Genomic DNA, 15145 nt, shown 5'->3' with positions numbered 1-15145 from the left:
TTGCTATCGGCATGCCTTCAGGGTCGCGAATGCCTCTCGTAGTGCCGTGGGTGGGAAGAGCCGGGGCTGTGCCGGCTCGCGGAGGTGGACGATCACGTAGTGGGTGGGCAGGAGTGACAGGTCGCCCCAGGGCTCGCGCTCGTGGGCACGGCCGAGCAGCTGTCCACAGCGGACACACGCGATCCACGGGATGACAAGCAGGCCGGCCAGTTCGGGAGAGAGCGACCCACCGCTCAGGGAGCCGGCGTTGGCTGCTGCCAGCACCCGCAGGGGCGTGGCCCGCTCACTCGCCGGTGCGGCCGTCTACAGAAGACCCATCGAGGGGCCAGAGGAAGGGCTTTCCGCCGCGGAGCGTGAGGCCGCTGCCCGGGCGCGCCTGGCGTGGCTGCGGGGGATTCCGCGGTTGGCCGGGGTCGTCGCCGCGAGGTTGCGGTGAAGCAAGCGGATCATCTGGTCCAAGCGCAGGTCGATGTGGTGACGGCGCCGCTGACGAACTGCGGCAATGGTGTTGACGCTGGTTTTCAGCTGCCATCCAAAGCGGGGCATACCGCTGAGCTGCGAACTTGCGTCAGCCCACAGAAAGGCGCTCCGATGTGATGGTGATCACACGGCTAGTAGGTTGCCTTCTCGCCACTGGCTGGCTAGGGAAGTACGCGACAGGCCCACGTCGGGACGATAGGACAATCAGCCCGGACGCCTGCGTGGGACGCTACGGTGAACTCCTCGCCTGCATCTGCCCGGCAGACGCCTCCTACCCCAGCACTCCACATCCAGTAGCAGAGGCCGACACGGACGAAGGTACCGCGCTCGCCTTCGAACTCCCGCCGCCCCTCACCTCACATGAGCTCAAGCTCTTGAGCACGGGATCGATGTGCGACTACTCAAGGAGTACCCCGCGTTTTGGCACCAGCCGGGCATCGATACCGCTGGAGGGCTCGCGAGGACGCTCCTGCGGAGGCGGGCCGAGCCATCAAGGTACCCGTCAGGCTTGTGGGCGGAGGGGGCTCGTTCTAGAAGATCTGCCACAGGGTGTCGGCGTTTCCCACCTTGAGCGTTGCCAACCGGTGTACGAGCTCTTGGCGGGCGCCGGCGTCGCCGGCGTCTGCTCGTCGGATGAATGAGCCCAGGGTGTGCAGGTCGCGAATGTGGATAAGGATGGACAGTCCATGCCATTGCCGCGGGTCGTGGCCATAGGCGTCGGCAAACGCTTGTAGGTGGTTTGGGGGCCGTCCGAATCGGACGCCTTGAAAGGTGTTGGCCAGGTCAACTTCGCGGGGGCCGATGGCGGCTTCGTCCCAGTCACCGAGGCGGACACCGTGAGGTGCCTTGTCGTCCCAGAGCGTGTTGCCCGGGTAGGCGTCTCCGTGAAGGAAGCCGGTGCCCAGGGCTGAGTCCAGGGCGTCATAGGCCGTGACCAGTTCGTCGATGCGTTCGGTAAGGAACTGCCGCTCCCCTGGAGTCAGGGAAGTGCTGGTGGGGACGATCCGGGCAAGGGAAGTCAGCGGCCGGAAGGCGGGCAGGGCGACGGGAGGGGTGGGGAGGGCGTGCAGTTCGCGCAGGAGCCGCCCGAGGAAGGCTGCGGGGGGTGGTGTCCTGTCGTCCTGGGGGTAGTGCCGCCAGAAGGTGAGCACGAGGTCGGGGTCGTGGAGCACGGGCTGGGGCAGGTCCAGTGGTTCCACGGCCGGGAATCCTTGCTCCGCCAGCCACCGCGTCAGAGCGATCGAGACGGCGATGCTGCCGTATCGCCCTGCGGGGCTGGCGCGCACGACGACGCCGTCGCGCTGGAGCAGGTAGACCGAGGTGGCGTGCCGGCGCACCGGCACCATGTCGTCGGCGTGGAGGCCCGCGGCCTGGCAGGCTGCTCGGATTACTGGTGCGGCGGGTGCGGGTGTGGTCGTCATCATGGCGAACGTACCGGGGTGCGGGTCATGGGGAGCTCATACCCCCGTGCGATCTCCTTGAGCTGCTGTGAGGCGGGCCGGCTGGCGAGGGCGGGCTGCTGGAGCATGGCCTCGATGCGCTCGAGCCCTGTGCCGAGCTGGCGGATGCGGCGTTCGGGGGGGATCGCGGCAATCTCCTCGAAGGTTTCGGCGGCGGCTTCGAGATCGCCGCGGGCGAGTCGGGAGGTCACGATGTCCACGCGGGCCAGTGCCTCGTCGCCGTAGGAGCGCATCTGTGCGGGCCCTGTGACGTAGCGCTGGATGGCCCGGGCGGCGTGCTGTTCGCAGGCGTCGTAGTCGCCGAGCAGGTTCAGGACGCTGCCGATGTAGTAGTCCTGCTTGGCTTCGGGAAACGTCAGCAGGCCGCCGAGTTCCGTCACCTCGTCGACGACCGGGGTTTCCTCGCGTGCTTGGTGCATCCGGTCGAGCGCGGCGTGGGCACGGTGGCGGTCTCCCAGCCGGGCTGCTGCTCGGGCTTCGATCGCGGCGATGCGGATGCGGGATTCGCCGGCGGGGGCGAGGGCGGCGGCGCGCTGGGTGAGGGTGAGTGCTGTTCGGCATTGAGGGGACCACTCGGCCAGCAGGGCATCCGTTCCGTAGGCCCAGGCTCGCAGCCCTGTGTGATCGGCGCGTTCAGCGCATTTACGGGCGACGCCCATCTGGGCAAGGGCGGAGAGTTCATCCCCGGCGTTCTGTGAAGCGTGAGCCAGCAGCAGGCACGTCGTTCCCGCGAGGAAAAACAGTTGGCGCGCCTGGGCGGGGTGTTGGCGGCCTCTGAGAAGGGCGAACACTCTGTCTTGAATGTCCGTCAGGTCTGCGAAGAGCGGCGTCAGCGGTGAGTACACGTACGCGGTGGCGACGCGGCTCAGCCGCCGGGTCAGATATTCCAGGTCGTTTTCATCGACGTTGCTGGGCGTAATGAATTCGGCGAAGGCCAGGGACTTTTCCGCGGCGCCAGCGGAAGCAGCGGATGCACTGACTTCTCCAAGGGGCTGCATCCGCGTGGAGCGCGCACCCGCCTCCATCTCCCACAGGAACTCATCCGGCGCTTTGAGAGCCTTCAGAAAGGCCCGGAATTTCGCCGGTGCCGCGAGTGTCCGCGTGCCGTTTTCCAGGCGCGACCATTGCCCTTGGGTTACTCCGCAGATCGCCGCCAAATCGCTCTGTTTCAAACCTGACTGGATGCGCAGGGCGCGGCACAGAGCGCCCGCATCGCACCGCCGGGCCGCCTCGCGCACCTCGTCGGAGCCCCATGTGGCGCCGGGCAACGCCTGGGCCCCGGGCCGGCCGCCCCCTCGTTCGCATGAGTCGCCCTGGCCTCGCGGGCAGGCGCACACGCCTGGAGCCCCTGCGCAGTTCGGGCATTTGAGCACACTCTTCACCGGGGCCTCCTCAACCTTCACGCACGTGACGACTATCGCAGCCCGCCATGCGAGATGCCACGGGATTCCACATATCCACACCTGCGGAATATCTGGAATCTTTTGGAATCCATTTCGGCGGCGTGCATTTCCGTCGCGGGGAAGATATGAATGGTCTGCACCCAATGCGGCAGCGTTGGTTGGGAACCGCTTCTGGCATCGGGCTCCTGGAGGAGGCAGCGACGTGATAGCGAACTCGGCATCGCCGATGCCGCGGTCCGGCCGCGCAGAAGCGTCTGAGGAGCCGCCGGCGGTGTGCCGGTGCACGGGGCTGCGGCACCCGAAGAGTGACGCGTGCCTGCTCTACGCGGATCGCTGGTCGAGCGGTGCCGCGGCCAAGCTCCCCCTGGGCTACGCGTTCAGCGCCCTGCGGCTGGGCCTGCAGGCGGCCGAGGCCCTGCGCGACTGGAGCGCCGAGTTCTGCGTCGGCCCGATCATCGCCCACCACCAGGTCGCCTACGTGATCGTGCAGACCGCCAGCGCGGGTCAGCCCTGGCCGGCTTCGGTCACCTTCCTCGGCCGCGGCCGGTGGGTGACCGTCCCCGCACCGCAGTGCACCCGGCGCGGTGCGCGCGGTCTTCGCTGGCTGCGCAGTCCCCGTGAGGCTGGGCCGACTCGCTATACGGCTGCGGTGGTGCTGCTCCAAGTACTGCACGTATATGCCGGGGGCGATCAGCAACCGCAGCCACCGTGAGCGCCTGGGCGACGTGACCGGCGGGACATCGCCCGGTCTGCCGCCTCCGTCTCCTCCTTGCCCGGGCTCCCTTCCCTCGGGCGGTGGCGGGAGCCGCGAACGGGGGCGCTTCAGGCCGCGGCAGGGCCGCTCGCGGGTGCCGCGCTCGCGGGCGGCCCACAGACCACCGCCTGACCGGGGCTGAGGCCCGCGGTCACCAGAGCGCTGTCTCTCTCCTGGGCGGGGAGGGGGACAGCCGCCGGCCCGGATCTCCCCCGGTTCCGGGTTGGCACCGGCCTCCGGCCTCTCCGCCGCGCACCACAGCGTGAGAGGTCAGGAGCGGCCGACGGCCGGGCGGGGCCCACCCCGCTGCCGGAGCGGTCCGTACGCCTTCCAACGCGGGCGTGCGGACCGCACCTCCACCCACCTCCCCCCCGACAGGTGTTTCTGCCGCCGCAGGGGAGCGGCAGAAACACCTGCTCTTACCGCTTCTGCTCTGCACCGGCCCGAGCCCCCCTTGCGGCCGGTGCGCTACTTGAGAGGGGCTGCTGATGCACACGGTGGCAACCCGCACGAGAACCTCAGCTTTGACACTGCGTCCCCACTCGCCCCTGGAAGGCACGGCGACGGTCGACGGCTCGACGACCATGGCGCTGGTCCTCCTGGCGGCCGCCGGGGCGTTACGGCGACACGTGAAGATCGTCAACGTGCCTCCGACCGGTGACGTCGAGACCATGCTCGCCGCTCTGCGGCACGCCGGGCTGCACGTCTCCTCTCCGGTCGGTGAGAGCGGCAGCCTGATCCTGTGGCCGGCTCCCTGCGGCGTTCCCGCCGCACCGACCGTGCCGGTGGCGATGGCGCGGGTCTTTCCGGAGGTCTCCTACCTGGTGCCGGCGCTCCTGGCCGCACGTGGTCAGGCCCGTCTTCCCTGGCCGGAGGACCAGCAGGACGACCTGGTGGCCCAACTGCGCGTGTACGAGGAAGCCTTCGGGGACACCGTCGTTCGGGAGGACGGCGGCTACCAGGTCACGGCCGCCGCCCCGCTGCCCGCGGTGGCGGTGCGGCTGCCGGTGCGCTGGCCCGGGGCGACGGTGACCACGGTGCTGCGCGCCGCAGCCACGCGCACCCCGCTGACCCTGACCAACCCGTATTGGGGTCCCGAGACGACGAGCGTGCTGGAGGCGCTGCGCACCTGCGGGTTCGGCGTGCCGGCAGCCCAGGATGGCCTGCGGCTCGTCCCGCCGCCCCACGACGAGACCCCCAGCCGCCCGAGCAGTCCGGCCTGGGAGGTCCCGGGGGATCCGGTGGAAGCCGCCGTACTGACCTGCTCCTTCGTTGCCAGTGCCGGATCCGGGCGGATCAACGGAATCCACGGCCCGCACCTCCATGCGGCGGCCGGGGTGCTAACGCGCGCGGGCATCCGCCTCGCCCTCGAGGACCGGTCCTTGCGGGTGTATCCCACCGACTACCGCCAGGTCACCGGGTTGAAGGTGGTCACCTCACTCAGCCCGGGCGGGCTGGCACCGGCCCTGCTGCCGCCTCTGGTCGCCCTGGCATTGCGCTTTCCGGGCGTTCATTTGGTGCAGGACGAGGTCCACACCGAGGTCATGGACGGCCTTCTGGCGGAGCTGCAGAGGTTCGGGGCCAAGGTGGAGGTGCTGTCGGCGACCGCGCGCCGGCTGACCGTGCCGCTCCTGTCCGGCGGCGGGTGGACGGAAGCCCGTTGCCCGGCTGTCGGCTCCGCCTTGCTGGTGGCCGCCCTGGCCGCCCCCGCCTCCAGCGTCATCAACGGCGTGAACACCATCGGCCGCCGCCACCCCGCTCTGGCTACGCACCTGCGCCGGCTCGGCGCCGACCTCGCAGAGAAGGGCCCTGATGACATCCGCCAATGAGTCGAGCGGCCCAACAGCCGCATTCACCTCGCCTGGCGGTCCTCGTGGACGAGATGGACGTAGCGCGGGACCCGATGCGCACAGCCGTCCCCGGCCCCGTAGGAGGAGGAAGCATGGAGCCGCGCCGCCGGATCAGCCTCGGCATGGCCCTGGAGGCCACCATCACTACGCCGGCGGTGATGGTCGAGTTCAAGGTCACCCTCACGCCGCGAGAGCGGCAGGTGCTGCAGGGCGTGGCCGCCGGCGACTCCTTCCAGACGGTTCGGGCGCACGTGGAGGAGGCTGGCCACGTGCTCGCGGCCGGGCCGGGAGGCGGATACATCTCGGCGTCGCGCTACTGCGAGCGGTTGGCGCGCCTACCTGGGTGCCGGCTTGGTCGAGGCATCCCGATGTCGGGGCCCTGCCGTTCCCGATCAGTCGTGCGTGATCGGCAGGTGGCCGGGGCGCGGGCTCGTCTTCGCAGCCGCGGTGTTCGGTGCTGTACCGCTGGGGTCGCCGGGGTGGGGTCAGCGCCCGCTGGCGCTGTCCCAGTAGTGGCGGAGCATTTCCTCGGGCCACGCGGGTGTGGTGACGGGGCCGCGCGGGCCCATTTGCGGGAAGTAGGGGGCCAGGTCCACCACCGGTGTGCCGTCGACGGCGTCCAGGTCGGTGACGTGCAGGTCGCGTCCTTCGGCGCGCAGCAGCCGCGGGAAGCTCAGAGCAAGTTGGTTGGGGCGTCGGTGGTTGCGGTGGACGAAGGTGCCGGTGGCCGGCCAGTGGGGGTTGCCGCGGGGGCGGCGGGCGTGGAGGGCGACGTCGTCGGGCGTGGCGAGGTGGAAGTGCCAGACGACGGTGAGGTGGGAGAACTCCTCGATGCCCTGCAAGGTCTCGAGGGGGTATTCGGGGTGGAGCCGGATGATGGACTCGACGTCGCCTTGGTAGTCGTCCGCGGGTTGGGTGTGGCCGCCGACGATGGTGGCGATGCTGTGGACGTCGATGGGCCTTTCGGGCACGGTGTTCCCCTCCCGCGGGGCGGGCGAGCTCCCGGCCGGGGAGCCGCGCGCGCTGTCATGGCGCGCTCAGCCTACGCGGCCCAGGGCGGCCCGGGCTCGGGCATCCAGGGCGGCGGCCGTGCTGTCGCCCCGGCCGCGAAACGGCGAGAGGGCCCGGCGCATCTGCACCACCGTCTGGCGGGCCCGGCCGGAGTGGATGCCGCCCATGGCGTCGAGGGCTTGGTGCCAGGTGGAGCAGGCGGCTTCGAGGGAGCCCTGGCGTGCCTGGACGGCGCCGAGGTAGCCCAAGGTCACCGAGTGCGTGCGGGCGAAGGTCTGCTGGCGTCGGGTGCGCACGCTGCGCTGGAATTCGCGCTCGGCCGCCGCGAGGTCACCCAGGTCGCGCAGGGTGCAGGCGGTCTCGTGGGCGAGGCTGGCCTCGGCGAAGAACCACACCCGCCCCGGCTCGTCATCACCGGAGCGGGCGTTGGTGAGATCGCCCTCCGCGCGCAGGAGCGCATCAAGCGCGTCCTTCTTGCGGCCGGCGGCGGCCAGGCCGCGGGCGTGGACGACGCCCAGCAGGGCTTTTTCCCGCGCGCTGGCCTGGGTGTAGCGGCCCTGCTGCAGGGAGGCGTCGGCCAGGTCGACGGCTGCGCGGGTGTGCTGGAGGTCGACGGCCTGGTGGGCCATGGCCCGCAGAATGTGCCCGGCCAAGGGCGCGTCGTCGGCTTCGGCGGCCAGGCGCAGCGCCAGCGTGAAGTAGCGCTGGGCCAGGCCGTGTTCGGAGGCGTCGAACGCGGTCCAGCCGGCCAGGTAGGTCATCTCCCCGGCGGCGGTGAACATCTTCTGGCGTACCTGTTCGGTGGTGAACCGGCCGCTGAGGTAGGTGGCGATGTCGGTGCGGAGGTAGGCGACGAGTGCGGCGCGTCCGTCGGCGCCGCCGCGGCGCTGATCGCGTCGGGAGAAGAAGGCCGCCATCTCGCGGACACTGTCCACGTCGGCGGCGTCCGCTGTGCGGGGGGATACCGGCCGGCGTTCGCGGGCCCGCTGGGGAGCCTGCTCCCACCAGGTGGCATCGGGCAGCGCGAGGGCCGCCACCGAGTAGGCCGTGCCCGCCAGTATCTGCCTGCGCTCCATGTCCAGATCCTTCCCCCCGACGTCGGTCAGTGCACTGAGCGGGTCGGCGCTCCAGGGCGCCTGCCCGGCGCCGCCGCTGGTGGTCAGGCCGATCTCGGCCGGGGTGACCACCCGTCCCAGACCGCGCGAGAGCGTCTCGCACAAGATACGGGGCGCCTTCCCCGACGGCTGGACGCCGCGGACCCACTGGTTGATGTGCGAGCGGGTCGTGCCGGCCAGCTCCGCGGCGCCGCTCTCCCGCGCGACCCGGGCGAAGCGCTGGGCGGTCTGCTCCTGCGACCAGCCTGCTTCCCGGATCGCGGCGGCAAGTCGGGTGTTGCGTGTGTGCGCCATGGATGCGCCCCTGTCCACGAAACGATCTTTACCAGGTTTACCCGGGTCCAGGTTCACGCGAGGGTGCCCGCGAGCGTCCGACCGGGGTTTCCTACGCACAACGATATTCCTCAACTCCGCATCCAGTACCGCCGATTCGCACGATCCAGCGCCCGCAAGCCGGTGCTTGCACCGTTCTCGCGCCGGGCGTTCTGGACCTCGGAGGTCTCCATGAAGATGACCACCCTGTGGCCGCCGCGAACCCACGACGGCTCCGCCCTCATCCACGCCTACGCCGACCTCCTCGGCTGGCCCCTCCTCAGCCAGGGCCGCCGCGTCTCGGCGCAGACGGCCGAGCACCAGCTCGTCCGCCCCGGCCCCATCACACTCCGCACGACGTGTACCGCCTTCGACGCCGTCACCGTCGCCCACCGCGTGGGTGCGTCCGCGCTGGTGTGGATCGAACGCGAGATCGGCCTGGTGCCCTGCTTGAGCCAGGGCCACGCCGCGATGACGTTCCTCGTCCAGCCCGGCACCTCAGCGGATCTGGCGGCTCTGGAAGGCATCTCCTGCACGACCGGCACCGGGCAGATCTCCTTGCCCCCCTCCGCGGGCGTCCGGTGGGACACCCCTCCCTGGCAGGCCATCAGCGCCCACCGCGAACCGCTCCCGCTGCACGCGGCGGCCCATCTCAAACCCGGGCTGCGCGACGCTCTGCGCCTTCACGGCAACGTCCTGCCGTAGCCGCGCGAGCCCTCCTATGCCTTCGCCCGACGGAGTTCCCATGCCAGCCGACGTCGTGTCCCCGCTCCTCACCGTCGACGGATTCCAGCCGCAGTGCGCCATGCCGCCCTGGAGCAGCGACCTCACTTTCGCCGGCGCAGACCGGCAGCTCCTGCACGGGCTACGGGAGGACCTGTCGCAGTACCAGAGGTTTTGTGAGGCAGCCGACGCCGAGGAGACCTTTGATCTCCTCGACGAGATCCTCGGCCTCACCACTCCGGACGCCGTGCGGGAGGAGGCCCTGGCCGAGGAGTTGCGCGCACTCTTGCGGAAGCTGGTGGACCAGTGCGGGTTCCTCCTCGCCCGCTCTCCGGGCGAGCAGACCCAGCGTGCGATCGACCGGGCGAGGGAGCTTGCGCGGATGCCGCTTCCGGCCCCGCCGGTACCGGCACTTGGCCACCTGCGACGCCTGGCGTGGGCAGCCGCCTTCCTCCTGGAGTTGGAGGAATCCCCGCCCTGACCAACCCCTGAAGGCTCCTTCTCCCTATGAGGTGATCCGCTCCCCTATGGCCGAGCGGCCCGCCCTATGCCGTCGAGTTCCTTCCCGAACCGCCCCGCACAGGAGAGCTTCGTGTCCTTCCCCGCCTCGACCCACCGCGCCGGCTTCGACGGCGCGTCGACCGGGACCATCGCCCCATCGGTCACCGGCGCGGTGGCGCCGCCCTACCAGGTACGGCCCGGAGAGCTGCGCGACCGACGGCCGGTGGAGGACCTGGTGTTCAGCCGCCTGGGGCAACTGCCCGGCGACGCGTGCTTCCGCGACAACCTGCAGTCAGCGCGGGACATCGTGACCAACATGCTCGGCATCGACAACGACGGGCGCCCGACTGTCTGGCTGCTGACCGACGGCCCCGAGATCATCGGCTGCACCGCTTTGCTCGCCGGCACCCTGGCGCCGGGCTGGTCCGAAGAGCAGCGGGACGAACCGGCGCTGAGCGTCCTCGCCTTGTTCACCGACCCCGCGCACCGCCACGACCGACCCAGCCGCTTCCTCATCTGGTGGGCCCTGGACCACGCGTCACCCGGGCGCGGCAGTTACAGCAACTCACGGCAGACCAGGTGACAGTTACAGCAACTCACGGCAGACCAGGTGATCGCATGGCTCCGTTGAACGCCGACGCCATGGGGCAGGCCGACGTTTCCGCGCACGTCGCCATGGTGCTCGCCTGGGACCTGAACGGCCCCGACCCTCCGCTCGGTGACGTCACACTCCGCGCGGTCGAGCAGTTGACCGCCTACAGGCGGATCATCGCTGAAGACCTGAACGCCCAGTGCCGCGGGATCCCCGCGGACTGCGGCGCCAGTCTCAGCGCGCAGGCCATCCTCGGCGAAGCCTCCCGGCGTCTTCACCTCCCGCCCCCGTACCGCACCCCCCGGGCGGCCGGCCATCGGGCCCAGAACATCGCCCGCCTCGTCGACGCACTGCTGCGTGCCGTCGAGGAGGTCAGCGCAGAGCGGGCGCGCACACCCCACCACCAGCACACCACCAGGAAAGGCATCAGATGAAGACCTCGCACGCCGTCCTCGTCCTCGCGGCCGTCGGAGCCGTCCGGGTCGTGCAGCGACAGAGGCACCAGCAACAGCACAACAACTTGGCCGTCGCCCGCCTCTACAACGACTGGCTCACCCACCAGAGCATCCACCCCGACCTCATGGGCGAAGGCATGGACCTGGAGGAACACGTGAAGTTGTTGAAAGTCAACCAGGAGATCGCCGCTCTCAGCCTGCTGCACCGGCTGGGCTTCCTCCGCGGAGACATGCTGCGCGGCGTCGCCCAGTCGGTCATGGAACGGCAGATCGGCCAGCGCTACTGGGCGCAGTTCGGCGGCTTCCGTCAGCAGGAGGCCGCGGGCGACGAGCGCGCCGAGACGTTCCACGAGGTGATGGAGCAGACGTACCTGGCCCAGCTCGGCGCCAACCCCGTGGGGGATTGACTCCCACCTGCCCCCGCCTTGTCCCCCGGCGCGACGGTTCTTCGGCCCAGGGCCTCCTCCGCTCAGGGGGAGGCAACGCCCTACCGGCGCCCCGACACCGCAGGCTCGCCCGAGCCATTTCCACGAAGGGAATCCATGGACGCCAGCACCATCGATGTCGCTGTCTGGAACGTCAAGGGCGGCGAACGCCGTGACTTAGCGCTGGACCTCCTCGCCGAACGGCAGCCCGACGTCGTGCTCCTGCAGGAGACGACGCACGGCGGGGACCAGGGCGGCCGGCTTCTGCACGCGGCGGAGAAGCGGCTGAAGCTGCGCGGGTTCTTGTCCCGACCCCCCTTCGGCGTCAGCACCGACATCGCGACCGCCGTGTACCTGCGGCCAGGGTTGTTCCACGTCGCCGAGCAGGGGTCGGGCGGGACGCCGTGGTGGTCACCTCCCTGCCACGTCCAGGCACAGCTCGGCGACTGCAGCGTGCCGCTGCACTTCGTGGCGTTCCACATGTGCGGCTTCGACGCCGACCGGCGTCTTGGTGAGGCCGGTTGGCTGACCACCCTGGCCCACCCGGGGATGGCCACCATCGCCGCCGGGGACACCAACAGCTATCCGCGGCGTTGCGAACCGGTCGCTCTCCCCGACTGGGAGAAGGTCACCGACCGGGCCTACATGGTGCAGCGCACCTATCTGGACGCTCATGGCGGCCGGCGCAGCGACACCCGGCCCGACAGCGCGCTCATCGACGCCGGGTATGTGGACCTCGCCCGGCACGCCGCCGATCACCTCGGGTTGGAGGGCGAGGGAGCGCTCGCTGCCACGGCGGGATTCCACCTGCACGACCAGGGCGGGCCCCAGCGCACCGATCGTGGATACGCGGCCGGGGGCGTGGCTGCCGCCCTGGAGCACGTCGAGGTTGCCGACACCGAGGACACCCGGGCCGCCTCCGACCACGCGCTGCTGATCTTCCGCTTCCACCGCGCCCGCCTGGAGCGCGTGCTGGCCCAAACGCCGTACGCGCAGCAAGCCGGTGCGGGCAGGGCCCGCCCGGCGGCAACGACCGGCGGGCGCGCGTCCCGGCGACCGGTCCTGGCGCACGGGCCGGCGCCGCAGGAGCGGCGTGGGGAGAGGGCCGCTCTCACGGTGCTCTCTGCGCGCTCGCTACCGGTTCAGGGCCACCACCACCCCTTTTGAAGGGCGAGACGCATGACCGACGCACGCCCTATGACCGGCCAGGCTCGGCGCCTGGCCCACGCCTTACGGTTCGTGGTGCCGTCGCTGTGCCTCAGCGACGACGCGATAGGGGAGCTGACGCCCCTGCTGGTCAACCCGAACATGCTCCGCACGAGGCTGGAGCAGCACTGCGCCCCTTACGCCGGGGAGGTCCGCGTCACGGGGGCGCTGGACCGGCGGCTGGTGTTCGTCGAACGGCCCGACGGCCGGTGGGTCGTCGCCGATCTCTCCGGCCGTGCGCACGGCACACGGCCCTGGCCCGCCTGGGCCGGGCAGCACCTCGACCTCGACTCTCCCAGGCAGTGGCTGAGCCTGGCCGATCTCGCCCCGGAGGCCGTCTACCGGCTCTCGCGGCCGCGCGTGTTGCTGGCTGCTCTCTACCACCGGGAGTACTTCCCCCTTCCTCGCTTCCCTCTCGGCATCAGCGACGTCGCCCGCGCTGCCCGCTCCGCCTTGATGGGCGAGGTCTCGCTCACCGACATGCAGCTCGGCACGTCGCTGGCGGACCTGGTCACGCGGGTCACCGACGACACCCCTGACATCCTCGGGGTTTCCGCCACGTTCGGGCAGCACGACCTGATGATCGAGCTGCTCGACGCTGCCTACGCGCTCCCCGAGCCGCCGCTGGTGGTCGCCGGAGGAAGCCTGACCGCACGCAACGAGGGCCTCCTCCTGCAGCGCTACCCCGCACTGCTGATCGCCCGCGGCGCCGGCGAGGTGACCATCGCGGACCTGCTGGCGCACTGGCACGGCGACATCCCCCGCGACCAGGTCCACAGCATCGGCTACAACGGCGCACCCCGCGGCCAGGGCACTTTCGCCATCGGGCGGCGCCGCACCGCCAAGCCCGTCAGCCGCGCCCAGAGCGACTTCCTGCCGGAGCTGGACCTGCTGCCCGCCACATTCGAGCACCACGGCGTCGCGCAGTTGGAGGCATCACGCGGCTGCACCAACTTCTGCTCCTTCTGCCCGCGCGGCCACAAGGGGCAGTGGACGGGCGGCGTGCCGAAAGACTTCTGCTGGATGCTCGCCGCCGTCAACGAGGTCTTCGACCGGTACCCGGGCATCAGCCGGACCCTCTACCTCGTCGACGAGGAGTTCATCGGCCGCGGGCCTGATGCGGTCGCCCGCGCGCTGGAGATGGCCGACGTCCTGCACAGCGCCGGCCTCGCCTGGGAGACGAGCTGCCGCATCGACCAGGTCACCCGCCCCGACCGCGACGTGCTCTGGCACACCGAGCGCGCCGGCATGTGGCGGGCGCTGGTCGACAAGGGCCTGCGCCGCTGCCTGTTCGGCGTCGAGTCCGGCGTGGACACGATCCTGGAGCGGTTCAACAAGGAGACCTGCGGTGAGCAGAACGCCCTGGCGATCCGCACCCTGTCCGCGCTCGGTGTGCCGACCAGGTTCACGTACATCACCTTCGATCACCTGATGACGTTCGGGGAGCTGAAGGCGACCTACGCCTACCAGGGCCGCACCGACCTCCTGATGCGGCCGCTGCCGGACGTGCCGGTCGAGGAGATCGTCGACGGCGTCCGCGACCCGGCATGGGTCGAGGCTCACGGCACCGGCAGGGCGTTCCACACCGGGATCTCGTACATGCTCGTCTCCATGGAGTGCCTGATCGGCGCCGCCTATACCAAGAAGGTGACCAAGGCCGGGCTCTCCGGGAAGTTGCGCCCGTCCATGGGCCGGCAGGACGCCGAGTTCGCCGACTGGCGCATCGGCCTGTGCAGCCGGTGGGCGCAGCTGTGGGTCGACCGGAACTTCGCCTTGGACTACACGCTCAAGTCGCTGGAGAAGGTCCTCGACGGCGAGCTGCGCCGGCAGGTGCGGGCCGCTCGCGTGGTGTTGAAGGACGCCGCGTTCACGGTCCTCGGCGGCATGATCACCGCAGCGGGCAGTGAGCCAGCCACCCGTCTGCCGGGCCGGGCGACCGTACTGGAGCAGCGCATCCGCACCCTCTTGGACGCGGAGGTCGAAAGCCTGCGTGAGCGCATGGCCAAGACCGTCTTTGACGTCACTCGTCTCCTGCCGCCGCCGCACGCCGAGACCCTGCGCCTTGAGCACCGTCGGTGGGACCTCCAGGACCAGTGGCGTCTGATCAACGCGGCGGACCCCTGTGGCACCTGAGCGCATCGCGACGGGCGGCCGCGGCCCAGCGAGCCGCGGCCGCCCGCGGCAGCACCGTTTAGGAACCGGCTTTCTCCGGGATCGGCACCCAGTTGAACTCCGGGCAGTACCGGGCGTAGGTCACCAGCTTCCACCCGGCGTAGGCGTCCAGGTCGCCGCTCTCGCGCAGCAGGTGCTTGACCCAGGTGTGTGCGATGCGCTCCTCGCGGGTCATCTCGGCGTCGATCTGGTCGAGCATCCGGCACGCGACGGCGAAGTCCGCGACCGTGAGTGCGCTCAGGTCGATCTCGATGCCGGCGACCTCGAAGGCGAACACCAGACGGGTGGTGGAGAACGAGGTGTACCGCTCGCCCAAAAACTTCGCCCGGCCCGTGCCGGCCAGGGCCTGCATCAGCTCCTCGCGCCGCTCGACGGGGAACCCGATGCCCAAGTCCAAGTCGGAGGTCTCCAAGTTCAGCCGGGTACCGAAGGAGCCGACGTCGCGCGGCACGCACCCGGTCCACTGCTCGATCAAGCCGGACGCCTGGTCCCGCACCTTCAGCAGGTGGTCGTCGTGCGTGCGCATCGCCTCGTAGAACGCGCTCGCGCGCGCGAACTCCTCGGCGGGGAAGTCGGCCGGGTCGGCCCACTTGCGGGCAGTGATGGCACGGAGATCCAAGAGGGTGCGTGGGTTCGTCACGCACGCCACCGTAGCCACAACACCGAGCCCTTCGAGCACCTTTGGC

At 70.5% G+C, this 15145-nt stretch carries 15 protein-coding genes; 9 read left to right on the top strand and 6 right to left on the bottom strand.

Going from position 1 to position 15145, the window contains the following annotated elements; genetic code table 11:
- Window positions 1-3: 3 nt before the first annotated feature.
- The 3 genes from ACH4PU_RS32590 to ACH4PU_RS32580 all read right to left on the bottom strand — a co-directional run bounded on the left by ACH4PU_RS32590 (window position 4) and on the right by ACH4PU_RS32580 (window position 3178).
- On the bottom strand, window positions 4-264 hold the full coding sequence (locus ACH4PU_RS32590; protein WP_398280349.1) for a hypothetical protein: 261 nt from the start codon (window positions 262-264) through the stop codon (window positions 4-6).
- Window positions 265-1010: 746 nt separating this feature from the next.
- Complete coding sequence (locus tag ACH4PU_RS32585) at window positions 1011-1901, bottom strand: phosphotransferase enzyme family protein (RefSeq protein WP_398280346.1); 891 nt, start codon at window positions 1899-1901, stop codon at window positions 1011-1013.
- Window positions 1901-3178: a helix-turn-helix domain-containing protein gene (locus ACH4PU_RS32580; RefSeq protein WP_398280343.1), complete on the bottom strand. Its 1278-nt coding sequence runs from the start codon at window positions 3176-3178 to the stop codon at window positions 1901-1903. The genes ACH4PU_RS32585 and ACH4PU_RS32580 overlap by 1 nt, the downstream gene beginning before the upstream one ends.
- 436 nt (window positions 3179-3614) lie before the next feature.
- Between ACH4PU_RS32580 and ACH4PU_RS32575 the strand changes: the two genes are divergently transcribed.
- Together ACH4PU_RS32575 and ACH4PU_RS32570 are read left to right on the top strand one after the other, a co-directional pair.
- Window positions 3615-4055: a hypothetical protein gene (locus ACH4PU_RS32575; RefSeq protein WP_398280341.1), complete on the top strand. Its 441-nt coding sequence runs from the start codon at window positions 3615-3617 to the stop codon at window positions 4053-4055.
- A gap of 566 nt (window positions 4056-4621) precedes the next feature.
- Window positions 4622-5926, top strand: a complete 1305-nt coding sequence (locus ACH4PU_RS32570) for a UDP-N-acetylglucosamine 1-carboxyvinyltransferase (RefSeq protein ID WP_398280337.1) — start codon at window positions 4622-4624, stop codon at window positions 5924-5926.
- Between the two features lie 506 nt (window positions 5927-6432).
- Here ACH4PU_RS32570 and ACH4PU_RS32565 read toward each other — a convergent pair.
- The gene (locus tag ACH4PU_RS32565) at window positions 6433-6918 is read right to left on the bottom strand and encodes an SAM-dependent methyltransferase (protein WP_398280333.1); all 486 of its coding nucleotides are present in this window, start codon (window positions 6916-6918) and stop codon (window positions 6433-6435) included.
- A gap of 66 nt (window positions 6919-6984) precedes the next feature.
- A complete protein-coding gene (locus tag ACH4PU_RS32560) occupies window positions 6985-8367 on the bottom strand; it encodes a Tat pathway signal protein (protein WP_398280330.1) in 1383 nt (460 codons plus the stop codon).
- Between the two features lie 210 nt (window positions 8368-8577).
- On the opposite strand from ACH4PU_RS32560, the gene ACH4PU_RS32555 reads away from it, so the two are divergent.
- The 7 genes from ACH4PU_RS32555 to ACH4PU_RS32525 all read left to right on the top strand — a co-directional run bounded on the left by ACH4PU_RS32555 (window position 8578) and on the right by ACH4PU_RS32525 (window position 14420).
- Window positions 8578-9090, top strand: a complete 513-nt coding sequence (locus ACH4PU_RS32555; protein ID WP_398280327.1) for a hypothetical protein — start codon at window positions 8578-8580, stop codon at window positions 9088-9090.
- 40 nt (window positions 9091-9130) lie between these two features.
- Window positions 9131-9589: a DUF6415 family natural product biosynthesis protein gene (locus ACH4PU_RS32550; RefSeq protein WP_398280324.1), complete on the top strand. Its 459-nt coding sequence runs from the start codon at window positions 9131-9133 to the stop codon at window positions 9587-9589.
- A gap of 111 nt (window positions 9590-9700) precedes the next feature.
- Window positions 9701-10192: a hypothetical protein gene (locus ACH4PU_RS32545; protein WP_398280321.1), complete on the top strand. Its 492-nt coding sequence runs from the start codon at window positions 9701-9703 to the stop codon at window positions 10190-10192.
- A 35-nt stretch (window positions 10193-10227) separates the two neighbouring features.
- Window positions 10228-10635, top strand: a complete 408-nt coding sequence (locus ACH4PU_RS32540) for a DUF6415 family natural product biosynthesis protein (RefSeq protein ID WP_398280318.1) — start codon at window positions 10228-10230, stop codon at window positions 10633-10635.
- Window positions 10632-11063, top strand: coding sequence for a DUF6082 family protein (locus ACH4PU_RS32535; RefSeq protein WP_398280314.1), 432 nt, complete (start codon window positions 10632-10634; stop codon window positions 11061-11063). Before ACH4PU_RS32540 ends, ACH4PU_RS32535 begins: the two co-directional genes overlap by 4 nt.
- A gap of 135 nt (window positions 11064-11198) precedes the next feature.
- Window positions 11199-12248: an endonuclease/exonuclease/phosphatase family protein gene (locus tag ACH4PU_RS32530; RefSeq protein ID WP_398280311.1), complete on the top strand. Its 1050-nt coding sequence runs from the start codon at window positions 11199-11201 to the stop codon at window positions 12246-12248.
- Window positions 12249-12260: 12 nt separating this feature from the next.
- A complete protein-coding gene (locus tag ACH4PU_RS32525) occupies window positions 12261-14420 on the top strand; it encodes a B12-binding domain-containing radical SAM protein (protein WP_398280308.1) in 2160 nt (719 codons plus the stop codon).
- Window positions 14421-14478: 58 nt separating this feature from the next.
- On the opposite strand, the gene ACH4PU_RS32520 is transcribed toward ACH4PU_RS32525, so the two are convergent.
- On the bottom strand, window positions 14479-15099 hold the full coding sequence (locus tag ACH4PU_RS32520) for a hypothetical protein (RefSeq protein WP_398280305.1): 621 nt from the start codon (window positions 15097-15099) through the stop codon (window positions 14479-14481).
- Window positions 15100-15145: the final 46 nt, after the last annotated feature.

It is taken from the genome of Streptomyces sp. NPDC021100, from assembly GCF_044333095.1.
Taxonomy (GTDB): Bacteria; Actinomycetota; Actinomycetes; order Streptomycetales; family Streptomycetaceae; genus Streptomyces.
The sequence above is the reverse complement of the archived record's forward strand: the minus strand, read 5'-3'. Positions and strand labels throughout refer to the sequence as shown.